The organism is Capnocytophaga sp. oral taxon 338 str. F0234 (assembly GCF_000192225.1).
GTDB lineage: Bacteria > Bacteroidota > Bacteroidia > Flavobacteriales > Flavobacteriaceae > Capnocytophaga.
Map to the genome: position 1 here is coordinate 31,714 of NZ_GL872418.1, position 21,806 is coordinate 53,519.

24 protein-coding genes are annotated in these 21,806 nt (G+C 36.6%); 13 read left to right on the plus strand and 11 right to left on the minus strand.

Annotated features, from left to right (window positions below; genetic code table 11):
- Positions 1-2: 2 nt before the first annotated feature.
- The 3 genes from HMPREF9071_RS10990 to HMPREF9071_RS11000 form a co-directional block, all read right to left on the minus strand.
- Positions 3-695 carry a porin family protein gene (locus HMPREF9071_RS10990; RefSeq protein ID WP_009401313.1) on the minus strand — a complete coding sequence of 231 codons (693 nt, stop codon included), beginning with the start codon at positions 693-695 and terminating at the stop codon, positions 3-5.
- A 6-nt stretch (positions 696-701) separates the two neighbouring features.
- On the minus strand, positions 702-1,439 hold the full coding sequence (gene ubiE / locus HMPREF9071_RS10995) for a bifunctional demethylmenaquinone methyltransferase/2-methoxy-6-polyprenyl-1,4-benzoquinol methylase UbiE (RefSeq protein WP_009401314.1): 738 nt from the start codon (positions 1,437-1,439) through the stop codon (positions 702-704).
- Positions 1,440-1,582: 143 nt separating this feature from the next.
- Positions 1,583-2,926, minus strand: a complete 1,344-nt coding sequence (locus HMPREF9071_RS11000; protein ID WP_009401315.1) for a DUF5723 family protein — start codon at positions 2,924-2,926, stop codon at positions 1,583-1,585.
- A 232-nt stretch (positions 2,927-3,158) separates the two neighbouring features.
- On the opposite strand from HMPREF9071_RS11000, the gene HMPREF9071_RS11005 reads away from it, so the two are divergent.
- From HMPREF9071_RS11005 to HMPREF9071_RS11020, 4 genes are all read left to right on the plus strand, one after another.
- Positions 3,159-3,758 carry a nitroreductase family protein gene (locus HMPREF9071_RS11005; protein WP_009401316.1) on the plus strand — a complete coding sequence of 200 codons (600 nt, stop codon included), beginning with the start codon at positions 3,159-3,161 and terminating at the stop codon, positions 3,756-3,758.
- Positions 3,759-3,891: 133 nt separating this feature from the next.
- The gene (locus HMPREF9071_RS11010) at positions 3,892-5,787 is read left to right on the plus strand and encodes an ABC-F family ATP-binding cassette domain-containing protein (protein ID WP_009401317.1); all 1,896 of its coding nucleotides are present in this window, start codon (positions 3,892-3,894) and stop codon (positions 5,785-5,787) included.
- A 67-nt stretch (positions 5,788-5,854) separates the two neighbouring features.
- On the plus strand, positions 5,855-6,946 hold the full coding sequence (gene dnaX, locus HMPREF9071_RS11015) for a DNA polymerase III subunit gamma/tau (protein ID WP_009401318.1): 1,092 nt from the start codon (positions 5,855-5,857) through the stop codon (positions 6,944-6,946).
- Between the two features lie 254 nt (positions 6,947-7,200).
- Entirely contained in the window at positions 7,201-7,518 is a 318-nt protein-coding gene (locus tag HMPREF9071_RS11020; protein ID WP_009401320.1) for a hypothetical protein, read from the plus strand.
- A 10-nt stretch (positions 7,519-7,528) separates the two neighbouring features.
- Here HMPREF9071_RS11020 and pepE read toward each other — a convergent pair whose 3' ends face one another.
- The 6 genes from pepE to HMPREF9071_RS11050 form a co-directional block, all read right to left on the minus strand.
- Entirely contained in the window at positions 7,529-8,236 is a 708-nt protein-coding gene (pepE, locus tag HMPREF9071_RS11025; protein ID WP_040358759.1) for a dipeptidase PepE, read from the minus strand.
- A 198-nt stretch (positions 8,237-8,434) separates the two neighbouring features.
- Positions 8,435-9,094, minus strand: a complete 660-nt coding sequence (locus HMPREF9071_RS11030; RefSeq protein WP_009401322.1) for a spermidine synthase — start codon at positions 9,092-9,094, stop codon at positions 8,435-8,437.
- A gap of 10 nt (positions 9,095-9,104) precedes the next feature.
- Positions 9,105-9,722 (minus strand): 7-carboxy-7-deazaguanine synthase QueE, encoded by a 618-nt coding sequence (locus HMPREF9071_RS11035; RefSeq protein WP_009401323.1) that lies wholly within the window; start codon positions 9,720-9,722, stop codon positions 9,105-9,107.
- 118 nt (positions 9,723-9,840) lie between these two features.
- Positions 9,841-10,149, minus strand: a complete 309-nt coding sequence (gene yajC / locus HMPREF9071_RS11040) for a preprotein translocase subunit YajC (protein ID WP_009401324.1) — start codon at positions 10,147-10,149, stop codon at positions 9,841-9,843.
- A gap of 13 nt (positions 10,150-10,162) precedes the next feature.
- Positions 10,163-10,603, minus strand: coding sequence for a DUF1573 domain-containing protein (locus tag HMPREF9071_RS11045; RefSeq protein WP_009401325.1), 441 nt, complete (start codon positions 10,601-10,603; stop codon positions 10,163-10,165).
- A gap of 30 nt (positions 10,604-10,633) precedes the next feature.
- Positions 10,634-11,566 (minus strand): transcription antitermination protein NusB, encoded by a 933-nt coding sequence (locus HMPREF9071_RS11050; RefSeq protein ID WP_009401326.1) that lies wholly within the window; start codon positions 11,564-11,566, stop codon positions 10,634-10,636.
- Positions 11,567-11,833: 267 nt separating this feature from the next.
- Between HMPREF9071_RS11050 and HMPREF9071_RS11055 the strand changes: the two genes are divergently transcribed.
- The 6 genes from HMPREF9071_RS11055 to HMPREF9071_RS11080 all read left to right on the plus strand — a co-directional run bounded on the left by HMPREF9071_RS11055 (position 11,834) and on the right by HMPREF9071_RS11080 (position 16,997).
- Positions 11,834-12,400 carry a hypothetical protein gene (locus HMPREF9071_RS11055; protein WP_009401327.1) on the plus strand — a complete coding sequence of 189 codons (567 nt, stop codon included), beginning with the start codon at positions 11,834-11,836 and terminating at the stop codon, positions 12,398-12,400.
- 94 nt (positions 12,401-12,494) lie between these two features.
- A complete protein-coding gene (locus tag HMPREF9071_RS11060; RefSeq protein ID WP_009401328.1) occupies positions 12,495-13,454 on the plus strand; it encodes a ribonucleotide-diphosphate reductase subunit beta in 960 nt (319 codons plus the stop codon).
- Between the two features lie 36 nt (positions 13,455-13,490).
- Entirely contained in the window at positions 13,491-13,748 is a 258-nt protein-coding gene (locus HMPREF9071_RS11065) for a hypothetical protein (protein WP_009401329.1), read from the plus strand.
- 93 nt (positions 13,749-13,841) lie between these two features.
- Entirely contained in the window at positions 13,842-14,456 is a 615-nt protein-coding gene (gene rplU / locus HMPREF9071_RS11070) for a 50S ribosomal protein L21 (protein ID WP_009401330.1), read from the plus strand.
- Between the two features lie 41 nt (positions 14,457-14,497).
- The gene (gene rpmA, locus HMPREF9071_RS11075) at positions 14,498-14,761 is read left to right on the plus strand and encodes a 50S ribosomal protein L27 (protein WP_009401331.1); all 264 of its coding nucleotides are present in this window, start codon (positions 14,498-14,500) and stop codon (positions 14,759-14,761) included.
- A gap of 106 nt (positions 14,762-14,867) precedes the next feature.
- Positions 14,868-16,997 (plus strand): DPP IV N-terminal domain-containing protein, encoded by a 2,130-nt coding sequence (locus HMPREF9071_RS11080; RefSeq protein WP_009401332.1) that lies wholly within the window; start codon positions 14,868-14,870, stop codon positions 16,995-16,997.
- Between the two features lie 87 nt (positions 16,998-17,084).
- Here the strand turns inward: HMPREF9071_RS11080 and HMPREF9071_RS11085 are convergent, their stop codons facing one another.
- Complete coding sequence (locus HMPREF9071_RS11085) at positions 17,085-18,353, minus strand: O-acetylhomoserine aminocarboxypropyltransferase/cysteine synthase family protein (protein WP_009401333.1); 1,269 nt, start codon at positions 18,351-18,353, stop codon at positions 17,085-17,087.
- A gap of 182 nt (positions 18,354-18,535) precedes the next feature.
- On the opposite strand from HMPREF9071_RS11085, the gene HMPREF9071_RS11090 reads away from it, so the two are divergent.
- From HMPREF9071_RS11090 to HMPREF9071_RS11105, 3 genes are all read left to right on the plus strand, one after another.
- Positions 18,536-19,624 (plus strand): YARHG domain-containing protein, encoded by a 1,089-nt coding sequence (locus HMPREF9071_RS11090; RefSeq protein ID WP_009401334.1) that lies wholly within the window; start codon positions 18,536-18,538, stop codon positions 19,622-19,624.
- Positions 19,625-19,632: 8 nt separating this feature from the next.
- A complete protein-coding gene (locus HMPREF9071_RS11095) occupies positions 19,633-19,875 on the plus strand; it encodes a hypothetical protein (protein ID WP_253908289.1) in 243 nt (80 codons plus the stop codon).
- 584 nt (positions 19,876-20,459) lie between these two features.
- Positions 20,460-21,332, plus strand: a complete 873-nt coding sequence (locus HMPREF9071_RS11105) for a DUF2911 domain-containing protein (RefSeq protein ID WP_009401337.1) — start codon at positions 20,460-20,462, stop codon at positions 21,330-21,332.
- 57 nt (positions 21,333-21,389) lie between these two features.
- Here the strand turns inward: HMPREF9071_RS11105 and HMPREF9071_RS11110 are convergent, their stop codons facing one another.
- Complete coding sequence (locus HMPREF9071_RS11110) at positions 21,390-21,791, minus strand: DUF4279 domain-containing protein (RefSeq protein ID WP_009401338.1); 402 nt, start codon at positions 21,789-21,791, stop codon at positions 21,390-21,392.
- Positions 21,792-21,806: the final 15 nt, after the last annotated feature.

Here is a 21,806-nt window from a genome sequence, read left to right on the forward strand (position 1 = left end):
AGTTATTCAAATGTAAGATTAATCATTATCCCTCGTGTATAGAGTCCCTTTATATTACTTGTCCAGGGACTGGCAGGGTCATTATCCCAAATAAGTTCATTATTAATAGAAAATAACCCACGTATAGAGGGGGTAAAACGAAAATGAGGTGTATAAAAATCAATTCCGAAACCCAACTCATAAAAGAATATTGTGGGATTCACCCGAAACTTTCCTTCACTATTATCTGCATGAGATCTGTTATTAGCACTAAGATTCAAAGTCATAGAAGCTCCAGCGGTTATATAAGGCTTAAAGTTATACCATCTCTTAGCACCATATTTCAAGAGAACAGGAACATAGATATAAGTAGAATTAATATCCCTTATACGTTCATTATCATTGGTAAAATTAGGAAATTCCAAATGCCGCTTATTATAGATAAGACCCGGTTCAAAACGCAGGCTCAAGTGATCCACAAGACGTAAATCCCCTGTAAGTCCCACATTAAAACCTGCTGATTTTTTCGTTTGGATATCTATAAGATTATTAGTAGTATAGTCCAATTTCTGATAATCCAAACGGAAATCTAATGAGTTAAGTCCAAAATAATAACCCCATTGGAATTTTTGATAATCAAAATCCTCTAAATTAGTAATAGGTTGTGCCTTTGCAAAGAAAGGTATTACAAATAATATTCCTATAATTTTCTTCATATATACTTATTTATCAGCTATATATATAGTAGCTACGCCTAACGTTTGGGGCTTGTAGATAACCTTTGAAAAGCCTATTTCTTTAGAAAGAATCTGTGACAATCTTTCTCCAAAGGGAAACTTAGCAGCGGACTCTGAGAGATAAGCATAAGCATTTTGGTTCTTTGCTAAGAATTTTCCCATGAGAGGGACTATAAATTTTGTATATAACTTATATCCCTGTTTGTAAGGAAAACGAGTGGGAACAGAGGTCTCCAAAATAACCAATCGTCCTTTAGGACGGAGTACTCGCTTAATCTCAGTAAGTCCTTTTTCAAGATTCTCAAAATTACGAATTCCAAAAGAAACTGTTACAGCATCAAAACTCTCATCAGCAAAAGGTAGGTTTTCGCTATCGGCTACCTGCATAGTAATACGATCTGATAAGTTCAACTCTTTTACCTTCTTCTCTCCCACTGAAAGCATTCCTTGAGAGATATCTACAGCAATAATATGTGCTTTAGGAATCTTAGAGAGTTCTATAGCCAGATCTCCCGTTCCTGTAGCTACATCAAGTATTGTGCCAGGTTTTATTTGAAACACTTTTTCTCTCACATGTTTTCGCCAAGAAATGTCCATACGCAGGGTCATTACCCTATTGAGCCCATCATAGGAAGAAGAAATAGTATCAAACATTTCTTGTACCTGTACTTTTTTCCCTTTATCTGAATTCTTATCTGGAGTTACTATCTCTTCTTGTTTCATAAATTTCAATTTAGGCGCAAAGATACAAATTAATGATTAATTGTTAATTATCAATTATTAATTTTTTAGGATAAAGAAAAGGAGTACTCTAAGAAAGAGCACTCCTTGAGTTTTTAATTATGCCGAAAAAAATAAAATTTTTACTATTCAAAAGCTCCACCAAAACGAATACCAAAAAAGAAATTCAGCTCTTTAGCATTGTTCTTAGCTATCAAATTAGTCAAAATACTACGAGATCCGAAGAACAAAGGCCCTAAACGAACCGCTGTTCCTACATTAAATTTAGATACTGAATTAATACTCATAGGCAAATAAGCGCCAAAAGTATTATTTTCCCAACGAGGAGTTAGCACAAAGTCATTTGCATAACGTGCATTATACTCATTTTTCTTTACTACATTGAACTGGCTGGAAAGGTTCAAATATACTCCTTCTATAAAACGGTAATCCAAATTGATATTCAGTGTAGTAGGCAAAGAAGAGGCAAAAGATTCTCCCTCTTGTGTTCTTTTCAAAGCATCTGACATTTTATCAAAACTATCTTGCATATTTTCAAGATTAATATCTTGATTATGAAGAGTGTATGTAAAAGAGTTTTTATTTGTCTTGTACTTGAGACGTCCTAAATCTAACAAGGAAACCCCCACCTTAAAATCGTAAGGAATATGTCCGTCGCAATTAGGACAACCATCTTGGCTATATTCATACACAAAACCGAGGTCAAGTCCTACAGTAGAAGCCTCTGATTTAAAGAGGTCTCCTAACGAACCATCATTAATTACATTCAGACCACCACTCCTTACCTCTGCATATCCATTCCCTACATGCATAATAACATCACCATTCTCCCTACGAAGAGTTACATTATCACTGTTAATTCCTGAGAATCCCATACGGAAACTACCTGAACCTTGTACATACTTAAGAGTTGCTCCCACACGCATAAGATTATAACCATCATTATATAGGGTATAAGCATAAGTGGCTCCTATTTCCATAAAGGCATTGACCAATAAGTTCATATCATTAATACTCTTCACCTTATAGTAATCCGAAGGATTGGTAGGTAGTTCTAAATTCTTAGCTGATAAAAATGCCTGTAACATCTTAGCATCTACGCCATCGACACTTGCCATAGCTCGTGCACGAGAGAAAAGCCCTACTGCATGTTTCTTATTGATACGATATAGAAAGGAAGGACCTAAAATATCCGCTTTAATGTTAGCATCAATTACATTATTCAACCCCTTAGAGAAATCCTCAAGGGACTTTGTCAAATTTGGAGAAAATCCCATAGTATTATTTCCCATATCAGCATCTACAGATATCAGATTGGCATCCCAAGGACGTGCTCCAAGTACATTAGCAGGATTAGAAATGGGAGTTAGTGTGCCTCCATATACGCTGGTTCTTAATCCCGAAAAAGATTGTTGTGCAAAGCCCTGATAAGTGGCTAAAACAAGCAACGAAAGACAGATTCTTTTCATATTTATAATCTATTTTTTCACGGGGCAAATGTACAAAAATAATGATTAATTATTAATTTTTAATTATTATTTAACGTTTATGGTTGTTAAAATCCAAATATAATAATTTTACCATGTTTATTATACATTCTGGAAAAATTAATGCTTAAAAATATTTATTAAGAAATAAATCTATTTAGCATTGAAAATAGAAAATATTTATTACCTTTGCCTATTCTTAAATTGATTCAATATGAATTTCTTAAAATTAGCACAAACTCGCTATACTACTAAAACTTATAGCAATCAACGCATCCCAGAGGAAAAAATCCAAGAATTAAGAGAAATTCTACGACTTTGTCCTTCCTCTATCAATAGCCAACCATGGCAGTTTGTATTTGTGAGTGATGAGAAACTTAAGAACGATGCTTTTGCCAAAGTTTCTTTCATCAATGAACAACGTGTAAGAGAGGCAAGCCATCTGGTAGTATTCAGGGTAATAGCCAGTGAAGAACTCTTTGAGGAAAAATCTAAAAGTTTCCTTTCCGAGACAGGAGCCAACTTCTACCGACAAACAATAAAAACTAAAGGAGAAGCTTTCGTTCGGTCATGGCTTGCCCACCAAGTGTATATTGCCTTAGGTTATTTCCTTTCTGCTTGTGCCTCTATAGGGATTGACTCCACTCCTATGGAAGGTATTCTTCCTGAAGAATATGACAAGATTCTCCAAGAGAACGATTATCGTACGCTTTTTGCTGTAGCTATTGGCTATCGTAACCCTGAGGATAAAAATCAACCTTCTTTTACCCCTAAGAAACGATTACCTTTAGAAGAAGTAGTAAAAAATAAATAAAATTAAGGTTAGTACAATAAGGCTGTTTTTTTATCAGCCTTATTTATTTTTGTCCCAAAGAAATATACTTAATATTCATTAGCCTTTGATAATTATTTCCTATCTTTGCCCCTACTTTTTAATCTTATAATAAATGTTGAATGTCAGTGGCTTATCTATTTCATTCCAAGGAGAAACACTCTTTTCGGAAGTAGCTTTTATGCTCAATGGAGGCAATCGTGTAGGAATCATTGGAAAGAATGGAGCTGGAAAATCCACTTTGCTTAAAATTCTCTCCGGTCAGTTACATCCCGATACGGGAACTATAGCCTTGGAGAAAAACACTAAAATAGGTTACTTAAGGCAAGATATTGACTTTGTTGCAGGGCGTACCGTCCTTGAGGAGGCATACCAAGCCTTCTCCAATCTCATTGATTTGGAAGCAGAAATGGACGCTATCCATTTGGAGATGGCAGAGCGCACCGATTATGAAAGTGAGAGTTATAATAAACTGCTCATACGCCTACATGACATCACTCATGAATATGAAATTCACGGAGGTTACTCCTACAAAGGGGATACGGAACGTATCCTGACGGGCTTAGGCTTTTCTAGAGAGGATTTCACCCGCCTAACCGATAGTTTCTCAGGAGGTTGGCGCATGCGAATAGAACTTGCCAAACTCCTTTTGGAAAAAAATGACATTCTTCTCTTGGACGAACCTACCAACCACCTGGATATAGAATCCATTATATGGTTTGAAGGATTTCTTAAGACTTTTCCTGGAGCAGTGGTGATCATCTCCCATGACAAGATGTTCTTGGATAATGTAACCAATCGTACTATTGAAATAGTAGCAGGACGTATCTATGATTATCCTAAACCTTACTCTGCTTTCTTGGAACTAAGAAAAGAGATGATAGCCCAACAGCTTTCCGCTCAGAAGAATCAAGAAAAAATGATTCAACAAACGGAAAAACTTATTGATAAATTTCGTGCCAAAGCCTCTAAAGCTTCCATGGCACAATCACTCATCAAAAAATTAGAGCGTATTGAACGCATTGAGGTAGATGAGCAGGATAATTCTGTAATGTCCGTACATTTTCCTATTTCCCAACAACCAGGCAAGGTAGTTCTGGAGATAAACCATGTGAGCAAGAGCTATGGAGCAAAGAATATTTTAAAGGATGTAAATCTCCTGGTAGAACGAGGAAGTAAAATAGCCTTTGTAGGACAAAATGGTCAAGGGAAGACCACTCTTGCCAAAATGATTATAGGAGAGATTCCCTTTGAGGGTAATATTCGCTTAGGTCACAATGTGGAAATTGGTTACTTTGCTCAAAACCAAGCCCAGTATTTGGATGGTGAACTCACCTTACTTGATACAATGCTCAATGCTGCCAATGACTCCAATCGCACTAAAGTACGGGACATATTAGGGGCTTTTCTTTTCCGTGGCGATGAAGTGGAGAAGAAAGTAAAAGTCCTCTCCGGGGGCGAACGTAACCGTTTAGCATTGGCAAAAATGCTCCTTTCTTCTTTCAATGTTCTGGTAATGGACGAACCCACTAATCACTTGGATATTGCCTCCAAAAGTGTCCTCAAACAAGCCTTACAACGCTTTGAGGGAACACTGATTATTGTTTCCCATGACCGTGATTTTCTTACTGGACTCACTGAAAAAGTATATGAATTCAAGAATCATAATATCAAAGAGTATTTAGGAGATATTGACTTCTACTTAGAGCAAAGAGCCGTTTCCTCCTTCCGAGAAATAGAAAAAGGTAAAGAAGTGAAAAAAAATGCTTTGGTAGATAAGGGGAAAACTTTATCCTATGAAGAACAAAAAGAACGAAAAAAACTCACAAATCAACTTAGTAAAGTAGAAAATCAGATCAATAACTTAGAAAAAGAACTTGCCCTATTGGATGAACAGTTACAGAGTGTATCTCCCACAGCCTCTCTCTTAGAAGAATATGGACAGAAGAAAGAAGCCTTAGATACTCTTATGGAAGAATGGGAGAAAATTTCATTAATGATTAATGACTAATCAAAAATAACTAAAAAATTCATTCTCGATCATTAAAAACTAATTATTATTTTCGTATCTTTGTCGCATGAATCCATTTATAGTATCTGCACGTAAATATCGCCCACAGACATTCAAGGATGTAGTGGGTCAACAAGCCATTACTGACACTCTGGAGAATGCTATCGCTAATGATCACTTAGCGCAAGCCCTACTTTTTACAGGTCCTCGTGGAGTGGGCAAAACTACTTGCGCCCGTATCCTAGCAAAGAAAATCAATGAAAAAACAACCTCTACTCAAGAGGAAGATAATGATTTTGCCTTTAATATATTTGAGTTGGATGCAGCTTCTAATAATAGTGTAGAAGGGATCCGCTCCCTTATTGAACAAGTACGTATCCCCCCTCAGGTGGGAAAGTACAAAGTATATATCATTGATGAGGTACACATGCTCTCTAATGCTGCTTTCAATGCTTTTCTTAAAACATTGGAAGAACCCCCTGCACATGCTATTTTCATCCTTGCAACTACCGAAAAACATAAAGTAATCCCCACTATTCTCTCCCGATGTCAGATATTTGATTTCAAACGGATTACTATAAATGATGCTCGTGAATATCTTAAGTATATTGCTAAAGAACAAGGATTAAATGCTGAAGATGAAGCCCTACAAATCATTGCTCAAAAGGCAGATGGTGCTATGCGCGACGCTCTTTCTATTTTTGATAGGGTCGTGAGTTTCTGTGGGAAAACTATCACCCGACAGGCTGTTTCAGAAATACTTAATGTATTGGATTATGATACCTATTTCAAAATTACCGACCTTATCCTACAAAATAACATTCCACAACTTCTAGTAGAATTCAATGGTATTCTTGCTCATGGTTTTGATGGACAACATTTTATAGCAGGATTAGCAGGGCATTTTAGGGATTTAATGGTTTGCAAGAATAGCAAAACCATTGCTCTTATGGAAGTAGGTGAAGAAACCAAAAGGAAATATGCAACCCAATCCGAACAATGTGATTTTCCTTTCCTTATAAAAGCTTTAGAAATTACCACCAAATGCGACCTAGAGTACAAGACAAGCCGTACCCCTCGCCTACTGGTGGAACTTACCTTAATGCAACTTGCCTCATTAACCTTTGAAGGGGATAAAAAAAAAATGATGGATATATAATTCCTGTTGCTTTCTTTCATAAAACCACAACACAAGAGACTGTAAATAAAGAAGATACATATAATATTTCAACAAAAGAAAACAGTTCCTCCACAACGGTCTCTCCTCCTGAACATAGTGTCTCGGCTACTTCTCTCAAGAGCATTCAACTTAAGCGTGAAGCAGCTAAAGTACGTGATGACAAAAATATACACGCACAAAACCTTGCTACCGATGACTATTCATCAGATGATTTTGCGCGTGTATGGCAAAACATGTTGACTATTTTAGATAAAAGAGGAGAACACCTCCTTATCACTAATTTGGGCAAAAATACGCCTACTATTAAGGATGATATGATCCAATTAGAAGTAGCTACTGATATTGCACAAATAGAAATCCTCTCTCAACAAAAACGATTGCTTGCCTATATTTGTAAGTCACTAAACAACTATAATATTTCACTACAGATTACTGTAAATAAAGAAAATACCTCCAATATTGCTTATACTCCTGAGGAGAAATACAAAGCATTAAAAGAACAAAATCCTTATTTAGAAACCTTTATTCGGGAATTAGGCTTACAATTCTGATAATTTCTCTTTATTTAAAAAAGGAAAGAGGTTTTTTACCATCCCATTCATAAGGCTTTTTACCTTGCTCAAAAATACGAGCTGTAAGTTTGCCCTTGAGTGTAAGTTTACCATTTTCTATTACAAGCCAACTTCCTTCACGTAAGCCAATAACAGGAGTCTCATTTAGTACATGAAACTCATTGATACGGGTTTCACGGGTTTCTCCCTTATGCTTGCTCTTAGGATCTGGGTCAAGGTAATGTGGATTGATATTGAAAGGCACTACCCCTAAAGTTTTAAAACTGGGTGGGTAGATGATAGGCATATCATTTGTAGTTTGCATACTCTGCCCTGCTATATTGGTTCCAGCACTAGCTCCCATATAAGGAGTTCCATTATTAACGGCTTCACGAAGAGGTTCTATTACTCCATTCTCATAGAGCTTAGTCACAAGTAAAAACGTATTCCCTCCTCCTGTAAAAATAGCTTTGGCTTTTCTTACTGCTTCTGCAGGATTCGAAAAAGTGTGTATTCCCACGACCTTCTTGCCAATGGTGGCAAAAAATGTTCTTGCCCTTTCAGTATATTCATCATGAGAGATACCACTGGGACGTGCATAAGGAATAAATAGAATTTCATCTACCCCATCAAAGAAGCGTACAAGTTCTTCTTTCAAATAGGATAAATAAGTACCTCCGTAAACAGTTGAAGTACTGGCAAGTAGAATTTTTTTCATAGGAGTTTGCGTTTGGTTCTCTTGAGGATTATTCTCTAGAGAGATTCTCTGTGCACTAACAAAATTACCTACTAAAAATATAAGTAGGGAGAAAATCATTTTTTTCATATTTCAAAATCTTTTAGATATGTTTAACTTCTACAAAACTACGTTTTTTTTATGATTTACCCAAGAGAATCATTTAAAAAGTATCTATAATTATTTCTTCGTTAAAATAATCAGTTCATTATTTAATTCTATTTTTGAAAAAACTAAGATATTATATTTCTCCTTAAGAATATGCATAAAACTCCTATTTCTCTGAAATTCTTGCTTGTTCTTCACAATTGTATTAAACAGAATTATCCCTTCTTTGTTTATGATGTTATTAATTTGATTAAAGAATAAAGGCTCAAAAAGGAAGTTAGGCATTCTATCGTCTTGAAAAATATCTACTATTACCAAATCATATCTATCGTGTGTTCTTTTTATATAATCCTGTGCATTCTCTATAAATATCTGCAGGTTTTTTATCTCTCCCAAATGGAAGTATTGCTTTCCTATCTCTATTACCTCTTTATCTATATCTACTCCATGTATTTCTCCTTGAAAATTAACCTCTTCTACTAAGGTCTCCACTACGCTTCCTGCCGCCAAACCTAATACAAGCACCTTTTCTTGGCTGCGAATAAGGTCAAAACCTATCTTATGGAGTCCAAAGCGCAATACACGTTGGAGACTCCCATAAGAATAATCAGTATTAGGAGAATTAAGTATTTGTTTTCCATTGAGAAGTGTTACAGAAAGCAATCCACTTATAGTTGATTCTTTCTGGAAGAGAGAGAAAGGAAGAATATAACTAAAAATACGTTTGAACATTATATATCATTTAAGGAATATTCAAGTATTTATGCATCTGCAAGGAAATTTTCCATTGAGGATGTTCCATTACATATTCTACCATCTTAGGAATCATTTTCTCCCTTCTACTCCACTCAGGTTGTAGGTAACGGATACAATCCGTACGAGTGAGAACGGACATTTCCTCCGCAAAAAGGAAGTCATGCTGATTATAAATAATCATTTTTAGTTCATTGGCTTTTTGGTGAATTGGTGGAAGTGGGCGCTTATTCTTTTTGGGAGAGAGACATATCCAATCCCAAACACCTGTAAGAGGGTGAGCACCAGAGGTTTCTATATGAGTACGAATTCCTTTACTTCTAAGAAGTTCTGTCAGAGGATCTAAGTTATACATCAGGGGTTCTCCCCCTGTAATAATCGCTATTTTTGAGAATTTAAAAGCTTCTTCTACCATTGTTTTAATGGGAACTAGTGTATGTATAGAGGCATCCCAACTTTCCTTAACATCGCACCAATGACATCCTACATTACAACCTGCTAACCTAATAAAATAAGCCGCTGTTCCCTTATAAAATCCTTCTCCTTGAATAGTATAAAAAGACTCCATCAAAGGAAGCACTTCCCCTCGTGTTATAAGTTCTTGCATTTAATTTATAAGTGATTCTAAATAAATATTCAGGACTTAGATATTGAGTAAAAGGTAAAAAGTAATAGAATTTATTACTTTTTACCTTATTACATACATAAGATTACTTGTCTTTAGATTACTTATCTTCTGTTTGTTGTATTCTTCGAGAGTAATCCAAGGACACGGCTGTGCGTTCAAATTTAAGCTTTCCAGAAAGGGTTTCTATCACTACAGACGTATCTGTAAGTTCCACTATCCTCCCATGTAATCCACTCTTCATAATTACCTTATCTCCCTTTTTAAGTGATTCGTAGAATTTCTTTTCTTGTCGTTGTCTTCTCATAGAAGGAAATATCATAAAAGCAAACATGATAACGACCATTATCAGGATAAAAAGGAAATTACCTCCTCCCCCCTGAGGAGCTGCTTGTAATACTATATTCATAAAATCTGTGTTATTATTCTTTTACAAAAGCCTTAATAGTAAGGAGTTCTGTACCTTGTTCTGTATTAGTGGTAAGGGTGACTGTCTTAGAGATAGCATCCTTGCCTGAACCATTATATACTACTTTTATTGCTCCTTTCTCTCCTGGTGCAATAGCTTCTTTAGGATATTCTGGAACAGTACAACCACAACTACTGGTAGCATTGGTAATTACTAAAGGTACTTTTCCTGTATTTTTGAATTCAAAGGAGGTTTCTACTTGCACATTCTGTTTGATTTCTCCAAAATCATGAGTAGTTTCTTCAAATTTTATTACGGGAAACTGATTTGCTTGTTCTGCTGTCCTTTGAGCTTCTTCTAAGTTACTTTGCTTGATCTTACTGGCAGCATTTGTACCATTTTCTGAGCAAGAAGCCAATAAGGCAATTCCTGCTAAAAAAAATATTTTTTTCATAAAATCCTTTTTTTTATTAATTCTTTATCATTATAAAAGTCCTCTACCTATTTTTTTGAGTTTTCCTTCTTGTATGAAATCCTTAGAAAGTGTATCCAAAATACCATTTATAAAAACACTACTCTTAGGGGTAGAATACTCTTTAGCTATCTCCACATATTCATTAAGTGTAACCTTTACAGGAATACTAGGAAACTTAAGAAATTCTGTAATTCCCATCTTAATAAGGATAGCATCAATTTCAGCAATACGCTCTGTATCCCACTGGGGAGTTTTTTCCACTAAATATTGATGAAACAACTCATCATTTAATATCGTCTTCCTTAAGAGTTCCTTTCCAAACTCCTTATCAGACTCATCTTTGAACAAAGGGGGAAGGAGATTTGCTTCTTTTCCCTGTGAAAGTCCCTTAAGAAGCTTTACTATCAAGGTATTCACTATAGGAAAATCGTCACTCCATGTAATTTCCTTATCTGATAAAAAGTCAAAAAGTTCTTCATTTGGAGCAATCACTTCTGTGTAAAGTTCCACCAAAAATTGTCTATCTTTCTCAAAAGTCCTTTCAAGAGCCATTTGTCTTCTATATATTTTGCTCTCTACTAACTTATTGTATAAGATGTTCACATACTCATTATAGGTATACCAAGATAATTTCTTTTCCTGTTCAATTGCTTCATTCAATTGCTTATTAGTTATAATAAGTTGTAATGCTTTATTCTCAGAAAACAAAGTATGTGAAATGTCCTCATTACGGATAAACTTGCTTTGGAAGAGAAGCTGCATTTGCTTAGAACGCTCATAAAGGGCTACCCACAAACCCATTAATATAATATATAAGCTATACATATTATCCATACTTGCTTGCAGGAAAGTTTCCTGACGCTGCAAGTTATGATTTTCTTCCTGATGCAGTGCATAAATGCACTGCATTACCTTTACACGAATGTGCCTACGTGTGAGCATAAAGAACTTTAATTAATTGCAAATTTACCGGCAAAAGTACATATTTATTTTTATATAACTCTTACTTTTTTCTTTTTTTTACTACAAAAATAGTATCTCGCTGATTTTTAATAAGTAGTACTCTAATAAAGAATAGGAGACAAAAAGTTATTAACAATCTTATGTGGAAAAAATAAGTCTTTTGTTTATAAGTATTTATGACATCATCCTCTTTTTTTGTTGCAAAACCCTACTTAAAGTTCTAATTTTGCACATAATTTTTTCACTATGACACAAACTGACATTGGCCAGATAGAGACCCTTATCCGTGAGGGTCACAAGCTAGAAGCGGTAAAGCTCTTGATGGAGACGGCTCATTTAGGTCTCAAGGAAGCCAAGGACATCATTGATGACTTTTTCTTAGGCAAGCAAACCGACCTGCAAGCAGCGGTCACTCAGTCCAAGACTCGCTCCTCGGAGAACTACGAGAGCATCAGTGCCACCTCTGATCCCGATGGATCCAATGTACATTTCTTTTACCAAAAAGGCAATGTTAAGGAAGAGGTAACCCCAGGTCACCCTATGTGGGAGCGTGTCAGAAGTTACTACACCATTGCTTGGGATCAAGCCCCCGAAGAGGTCAATAAGGCACGCGAACCTCTCTTCAAGGCTGTCTTAGATTTGGAAGCCAAAACTGGCTACATTCCCAAGAAAGGAACCCAAACCACCAGTTCCACCGAGAAAAAGGACTCTTTATTCATCAAGAAAAGCCCCTTTGACTTTTTTAAATGGTACTTTTACTTTTTCATCGCCGCTATTATAATCTATATAGTATATCTAATCATTGGTGATTAGTGCCTGTAGGAGCAAAGTCTGTGAAAGCGGAGTATGTGAGTCAATTCGCCCCCTCCTCATTATTCATTAATCATTATTCATTAATTATAAAAAAATGGGAATATTTGACAAAAGAGAAAATTACAAGCCCTTTGAGTATCCAGAAGTGATGAAATTCGTGGATATGATGCACCAGACCTTTTGGGTGCACTCTGAAGTAGAATTTACCGCTGATATACAAGATTTTAAGTCCAATCTCAGCTTAATAGAAAAAGAAGCCGTAAAACGTGCTTTATTGGGGATTGCACAGGTAGAGGTAGCTGTAAAAACCTTTTGGGGAGACCTCTATGACATTTTCCCAAAACCAGAATTCAACGGGCTGGGAGCTACTTTTGCCGAATGTGAGTTTCGCCATTCAGAAGCCTATTCACGATTATTGGAGGTATTAGGCTACAACAATGAGTTCGAAACACTTCTGGAAGTACCCATCTTCAAAGAAAGAAATGGTGTGCTTAAGGAATATTTGGCAAAGAACCGAGAGAATGCTATGGAGCGTATCCTTTTCTTTACCTTAATTATTGAGAATGCCTCCCTCTTTAGCCAGTTTGCAACTATCCTTTCCTTTACCCGCTTTAAAGGATATATGAAGAATGTAGCCAATATTATTGCATGGACTTCCATAGATGAGCAAGTACACGCCAATGCAGGCATCTATATTCTCAAGACTATTTTCGAGGAAAATCCAGAGTTCCGCACTAAAGCAAAAGAAGAGGCTACTCAGTTCATTCGCGAATATATTCTCTTGGAGGATAAGATGCTGGACTGGATTTTTGAGGAAGGTGAACTAGATTTTTTCACCAAGAAGGATTTAGCTAATTATATGCGCTATCGCTTGGATGATGCCCTTACCCAACTGGACTTAGGCAAACCTTTTGGTATCACGGCTGAAGAAGCAAAACCCATGCTGTGGTTTGAGGAAGAGGTCTTCGTAAACGAACTTGATGACTTTTTTGCCAAACGACCTACCGCTTATACTAAGCACGATAAAAGTATTACCGCTAATGATTTATTTTAGTACTTAATTAATAACAAAATCTAATCTTTTACCAAAATGCATCTAACCAAAGAAATCAACCAAGAAATCAACCTTATCAATACCGACTACTTTACAAAAGGAGAATATATTTATATGGCAATGGGGCTGGTTGGCAATCACCGTGTATGTATCGCTGTCGCCTATAAAATAGACTATTGTATTAAGAAAGCCTTACAATTCACAGAAGTAGATCCTAATGTAAAGTTTACTCATATTAACAAAGTGAAAGTAGGAGAGAAAGAGGCAGAAAAACGGTTTGAATGGGAACCTTGAAAAACTAATTTATTTTCCTGCAAAAAAGTTTGGCTATTTTTGAAAAAAGTCTTACTTTTGCGCCCAAATTTAATTAATTAAAAGCAACCGAATATGTATGCAATTGTAGAGATGGCAGGGCAACAATTCAAAGTTAGCAAAGACCAAAAAGTATTTGTTCACCGCTTGGAAAATGCCGAAGGAAGTGAAGTTATCTTTGATAGAGTACTTCTTTTGGATCAAGATGGAGCCATTACCATTGGCGCCCCCGCTATAGATGGAGCTTCTGTGCAAGCTAAAGTTTTACGTCATGTAAAAGGAGACAAAGTCATTGTTTTCAAAAAGAAAAGACGCAAAGGTTACAAAGTAAAAAATGGACATCGTCAATCTTTTACTGAAATCATGATAGAAGAAATTCTTGCCTCTGGTGGAAAAAAAGTTTCTGCAAAGGAAAGCAAATCTAAAAACACACCAAAGGACGATCTTAAAAAAGTAGAAGGTATTGGCCCTAAAGCTGCTGAAGCCTTAGTAAAGGCAGGAGTAGATACTTTTGACAAACTCTCTAAAAAATCCGTGGAAGAAATTCATGCCATCCTTATGGAGGCAAGTAATACCTTAGCCCACCTTGATCCTCAAACATGGGCTCAACAAGCTCGCCTTGCTGCTGATGGCAAATGGGACGAACTTAAAAAATGGCAAGATGAACTTAATGGAGGAATTGTAAAATAATTGTATAACCCACTTGAATATCAAGTACTAAATTAAATAATATGGCTCACAAAAAAGGTGTCGGTAGTTCTAAGAATGGTAGAGAGTCACACTCTAAACGATTGGGTGTGAAGATATATGGAGGTCAACTTGCGGTAGCAGGTAACATTATCGTTCGCCAAAGAGGAACTGTACATATAGCTGGAGAAAACGTATATATGGGTAAAGACCATACATTACATGCCGCTATAAATGGAATTGTAAGATTCCAAAAGAAAAAGAATAACAAATCTTATGTCTCTATTGAACCTTTAGCAGAAGCATAAGACTTAAAGTAATTTCTTTTTAACAAAAAAGCAGTGAGATTTATTCCCTCACTGCTTTTTTTATTATGAAAAAAAACGTAAATTTGTAGCTCTAAATTTATATAAAATGAAAAAAATAAGTTTCCTCATCGCTTTATGTCTCCCTTTTGTAGGATTCTGCCAGAAGCAAACAATAGCGACTGACCAAGCCGCTTATAATTATTCCTTACGGGTTAAGCGCTTATATGACTTGCGCTGGATAGAAGGAACCGATAATTACATGTACTACAAGGATGGCAATTTTGCTATTTTTGACAACAAAGGAGTAGAAGCAGCCTCTATTAATGTTAAAAAATTATCTGAAACATACAGTTTGCAAGGATATCCCTCCATTGTTTATGTAGATAGTAATCAATTAGTAATTACAAATGGCAACAAATATCATATCTATGATTATCTAATTGAGAAACCTCTCTTTACCATTACACTTCCTGAAAAAGCAGAGAATGCAGAATATAATCATGCACAAAGGGCTGTTGCCTATACTTTAGATAATAACTTATTCGTAGCCACAACTTCTGAATCACGTATTCCCATTGCTGTTTTCAAGGATGAAAATATTATCTCAGGACAGTTCATCCACCGAAATGAATTTGGTATTCAAAAGGGTATCTTCTGGTCTCCTAATGGAAACTATATTGCTTTCTACCAAAAAGATGTCAGTCAAGTAACCAATTACCCTCTAGTGGATATAACTACCACTCCTGCTTCCCTAAAAAGTATTAAATACCCTATGGCAGGAGGAAAAAATGAAATCGCTAAAGTAGGTGTATTTGATCTTTCTAAAAGAACTACTTCTTATCTTAAAGTAGATAACCACGATGCCCATTTCCTTACTAATTTAGCTTGGACACCTGATGAAAAACAAATTCTTTTAGCTGAAGTCAATCGTGGTCAAAATCACTATGATTTAAATACATACAATCGTGAAACAGGGGAAAAGGCACAAACTCTCTGGCAAGAGAGCAATTCTCGATGGGTAGAACCTGAAACAGCCGCCATTTTCATCCCTAATAAGCCTAACGAATTCATCTGGCTTAGTGAGAAAGATGGTTTTATGAACCTCTATATAGGTGCTACCAACTCCACCAAATCACGCCAGCTTACTTCTTTCAAATGGGTTGTTCAAGAAGTTTTAGGATTTGATACTAAGGGGGAAACTGTATTCATTAAAGGAACAGGAGAAGATCCTCGTGAAGGACATATTTATAGTGTAAACATCAAAAAAGGAACTGTAAAAAATATCACCCCTAAAGGAGGAGTCCATAATGGAATGCTAAGCCATAGCGGACGCTATTTATTAGATATCCACAGTGCCTTAAATACCCCCTATAATGTCTCCTTAGTGGATATTCATAAGAACACCTCTAATACCTTCTATCAGGCAGAAAATCCTTTTGAAAAATATGACTTAGGAACTGTAGAGTTTCTTACTCTCAAAGCAGATGATGGCACTCCTCTGTATGGAAAAATGGTAAAACCTCGTGATTTCGATCCTAATAAGAAATACCCCGTATTAGTATATGTATATGGAGGACCTCATGCTCAGTTGGTTGTTAATGAATGGGCAGGAAGCACTTATACATGGATGTTAGCCATGGCTCAAAATGAACAATATCTCATCTTTACTTTAGATAATCGTGGCTCTGAAAATCGTGGATTTGCTTTTGAAAGTGTAATTCACCGTAATTTAGCTACTTATGCTATGAAAGACCAATTAGTGGGAGTAGAGTATCTAAAATCTCTTCCTTATGTAAATAGCAATCGCATGGCCGTCTATGGTTGGAGTTTTGGAGGATTCCTTACCTCTTCTCTCATGTATCGTTATCCAGGCGTTTTTACTACCGCAGTCGCAGGAGGAGCTGTTATTGATTGGAAATACTATGAAGTAATGTACGGAGAACGCTATATGGATACTCCCGAAGAAAATCCAGAAGGTTATGAAGATACTCGTGTTACCAATTATATTAAGAACTTAAAAGGAAATATCCTTTATATTCATGGATATATAGATGATACCGTGGTTCCACAAAACATGTTAGCAATTTCCTTAGCTGCTATTAAAGAAGGAAAGGTCATAGACTCCTTCCTCTACCCTCTGCAAAAACATAATGTACAGGGGCCTAAACGTATTCATCTTTCCAAAACTATTGTTGAATATATTCTCAAGAATAATGTAGAAAAGGCTAAAAATTAATTTTCTTCATATTTGACCTATGTAAAGAGGCTGTCCCTGTTTGCAAGGACAGCCTCTTATCTTCTATAAAATTAATTATGATTCTATTTATTTAAAGGCTTGTTTAAGATCCCCTTGCAAGTCCTCAATATCCTCCAAACCTACAGAAAGGCGGATAAGGTCGGGAGTAACTCCAGTAAGTGCCTGATCAGCCTCACTCAACTGCTGATGGGTGGTACTGGCAGGGTGAATGATAAGTGACTTAGTATCACCCAAATTTGCTAATAAGGAAAATATCTTGACATTATTCACTGTCTTTTTGGCTGCCTCAAATCCACCTTTAAGTCCAAAGGTAACCAAACCACTCTGTCCTCCTTGCAAATATTTATTGGCTAATACTCTATAAGGGCTATCATCTAATCCAGGATAATTAACCCATGCCACCTCAGGCTGTTCCTTAAGCCATTTGGCTAAGGCAAGTGCATTCTCACTGTGTTTCTTCACTCGAATAGGAAGGGTTTCCAAGCTCTGTAATATTTGAAAAGCATTGAAGGGACTTAATGTGGCTCCTAAATCACGTAACCCTTCAATACGTACCTTAGCAATGAAAGCCAAGTTGCCCAAAGCCTCATGTAGTACCAGTCCGTGGTACCCCGCAGAAGGCTCTGTAAATTCAGGGAACTTACCACTACTCCAATCAAAATTACCCCCATCAATGATAGCTCCTCCAAGAGAAGTACCATTACCCCCAATATATTTAGTAAGAGAATGAACCACTATATTAGCTCCATGCTTAATGGGATTAAGTAATATAGGAGTAGCTACTGTATTATCTACTATTAGAGGAATTCTATGCTTATAAGCTACCTTAGCTATAGCTTCTATATCTAAGACATCTAATTTTGGATTTCCAAGACTCTCTATGAAAATAGCTCTAGTATTCTTCTGAATAGCCTTATCAAAATTCTCTACCTGTCTAGGGTCTACAAAAGTAGCAGTAATCCCTAAGCGTGGCAACGTTACATTGAAAAGGTTATAAGTCCCTCCATAAAGACTATTAGAGGAAACAATATGATCTCCTGTACGCAAAAGTGTCAAAAAAGCAGTGGTAATAGCTGCCGCTCCCGAAGAAGTAACCACAGCTCCTACACCACTCTCTATGGCAGCCAAGCGTTGTTCTAAGACATCATTGGTAGGGTTGTTTAGTCTCGTATAGATGTATCCAGGAACCGAAAGATTAAACCTTCCTGCAGCATCATCTGCATCTTCAAATACATAGGACGTTGTCTGATAGATAGGCACCGCCTGAGCACCCTGGTGTGCTAATGGGGCATACCCTGCATGTAGGGCATTGGTAGATTGTTTAAATGTTGTCATACTTTTATATTTTCTATTACAATGATTAAATTCTATTTTAAATTTCAGTTGTGTTTTTTTATTCGTAAATAAAGCACAAAGATAGAAAATATTTTTTATATCACCAAAGGAAAAAAGATTTTTTTTATAATAAACAAAATATACTTACCTTTGTATCTCTATAACCCTATAACTCAAAGTTCATGAAGTGGTTTTTACTCTTATTAAGCACTGCCCTTTACGCCAATGACGGAGCTTTTTTCGGTTCGGGCAATCACTTGGTTCCTATCATGGAAACTGATATTTCCGTACAGAAAGAAATTCTATATCTCAAAAAGATACAGAACAAATATATAGAAGTCTCCGTCTATTACGAGTTCTTCAACCCCAAGGAAGACAAGGAAATCACCGTAGGCTTCGAAGCCGAAAGCCCCGATGGCGATGTAGATGGTGCCCCTAAAAACGGACACCACCCTTATATGTTTGATTTTACGGTAAACCTCAACAATGTCTTCCTCCCCTACCAAATCGCCTATATAACCGATTCCCTCTATGCCAAAGGGGGAAAAATAAAGAGCATAGACCTCAACACCTTCGATGGAAATAAGGACGGCAATTATATTGATTTCAGGTACGTCTATCACTTCAAAGCCAAGTTCAAAAAGGGCGTGAATATCCTAAAGCATACCTACAAATACAACATCTCTGGCGGCATCGCCTACAACTACCACTTTGACTATATCCTTACTGCCGCCAACCGCTGGGCGAATAAGCGCATAGACGACTTTACCCTTATCATTGATATGGGTGCTTTCCAAACTGCCTCCATAGAACGCACCTTCTTCAAAAGTGGCAAAGAATGGCTTCTCAGCGGCATAGGGAAAATCACTGAAACAGCCCACAAAGGACCTGGAGACGGTACCGAGCTGAATACTACCAACTTCTATATACAGCAGGGGTTACTCCTTTTCCAAAAGAAAAATTTCACCCCCAAGGGAGAACTCCATATCTATGATTGGGCACTATGGGTACATCAGAATGCGGGCTTCCCTATTGACTACCCCTTCACCATTGACCTACCCAACTTCAAATACGAAACAGAACCCAAAACAGAAGAAGAAAAGCGCCTCCTACGCAACCTACCCTTTGCCCGCCGAGGCTATATCTTTAAGGACAAGACACTACAAGCCTTCTATAACAAACAGGATTGGTACCAGCCTAACCCCAGCTATATCCCTGAAGTCGAACACTTGACCCCAAAGGAAAAAGAGCTAATCAATAGCCTAAAATAAAACTGATGATGAAAGAAATACTCATAAGTAGCGATGGTAATTATGAGTATTTGGTCGCTGAAATCTATATTGAAGGCAAATATATCGCGCTTGTTAGCTACGATGAGGATCATAATTTTTTCGTAGAAACGCCTACCATTAATCGAAGCAATGAGGAAATAATAACCCATAAGGTAGAATACAATACCTTTATCGAACTATTAGAGGATGCTAAGAATAGTTTAAAAGGAAAATATACTCAAAAAACTTAAAAAATTAGAAAAAAACACCTAACAAAGAAATTAGAAAAATCTAATTGTCAGTTATGAAAATAGAAGGATGAGAATGCCATGTGATTTCATCAAGATTTACAATGATTAAAATAAAAGAAATCACAAGAGGGCAAATTATCGTTTTTTATAAAGGCCAGTATTACAAAATCTTAGGAAAAGGTTTGTTACTGACCGAAAGGAATAGTTATAGTTATGTCATCTATTGTAATTCCATAGATAATACGCTTTTCCTTACAGAGCAAGAGGCTATATTACAAGTTATTATAGATTATTTCTCAAACAAAGAACAAAAGGTAATATGTGGATAAAAAAAGAAATAACCTTCCAAAATTCAAAACTTATTATCGAATTGAATTTTACTTATCATCGTTGGTCTCTTTGAAGTGGCTTTTACTTTCTGCTTAAGCAAAGGAAAAGAAATGTATATTCTTCCTCACTACGCTGATAGACTCTGTAATGGGACTAAAATCCAATAGCCAGCAGTCAGTGATAGACTGAGAACTACTTTTTTGAAAATTTTTACCTTTTATTTTTTATTTTTTATCTTTCACCTAAAATTTGGCATGTTTTTTGTCATTAGGAAGGCGAAAAATAAACTTAATGAGAAAGATATTTATTATCACCAGCATGCTATGTTCTTTTATGAAACTATGACACAAATTAAGCTCCCTCAACCCAGCGTAAAGGGTAGCATAGGCCAAATGGTTGGACTTACCGAAGTGGAAGTAAGCTATACACGCCCAGCTAAGCGTGGTAGAAAAATCTTCGGAGAACTGGTACCATACAGCCGTGTATGGCGTACAGGCGCCAATGAAAACACCACTATCTCTTTCAGTGAAGACGTATCTATCGCAGGCAAAGTACTCCCTAAGGGGAAATATGCCCTCTATACCAAACCTGAAGCTGACAAATGGACTTTCTACTTCTATAAGAAAAATGACAACTGGGGTGTTCCTCAACAATGGGACGAAAACCAAATCGCCCTACAAGCCGAGGCTAAACCTATCCCCTATTCCATGGAAACAGAATACCTTACCATTGAGCTGAATCCAATCAACTATAACGATGGTAAAATAGCGGTACGCTGGGATAAGACCCTCGTAGAACTACCTTTCCACACCCAGACTCAAGAGCAGTCCATGGAGAACATAGCCGACAAGATTACCCTACAATCCTCCGCTCGTGATTACTACGAAGCGGCCAACTACCTGCTTACCTCCAACGGAGACCTCAACAAGGCTAATGAGTTCATCACCAAGTCCCTAAGCATGCAAACCGATGCTCCTTACTATATGTATCGCGCGCAGGCTGTGATTCTCTCTCGCTTAGGAAAAACCAAAGAAGCTATCAAAGCTGCCGAAACCTCTCTACAAAAAGCCAAAAAAGAAGGCAATGAGGACTATGTGAAAATGAATCAAGACTCCATTTCCCAATAGAAGAAGAAAAGGAAATGATATTAATGACTAATATCTTAGTGTATGAGTTATTAGTCATTATTTATACATATCAATATCTATCCAAGCATTAAGCCTATGGAGTATATCAAGTATTTTGTTATCAAAAACTATAGCAGGGCAACTCTCCTTAGGACTCATTTCTACACAAACAAGTAATTTTGAGGTAAGAGCAAACCCTTTGATAAAAGAGGATAACGCCGGCAAACAAGGTATTATCTGAGCAGCAAACACCTGCAAATTATCTTCTATAAGGAGTGTTTCGATAGGAGCAAAGTTATATTCCCAAAAAGTCTCTTCACTGACGCGATATTTTAGTTGGTCTCCCTTATAAGCGGTCTCAGTAGGCGAAAGCCCTATTATATCTGTAACCTTATCCACATCAAAATAGTCTCCATATATACAAAAGGAAAGGCGAATAGTGGTTGGCTGGTATTTCATTAGTTGGTTATTGGT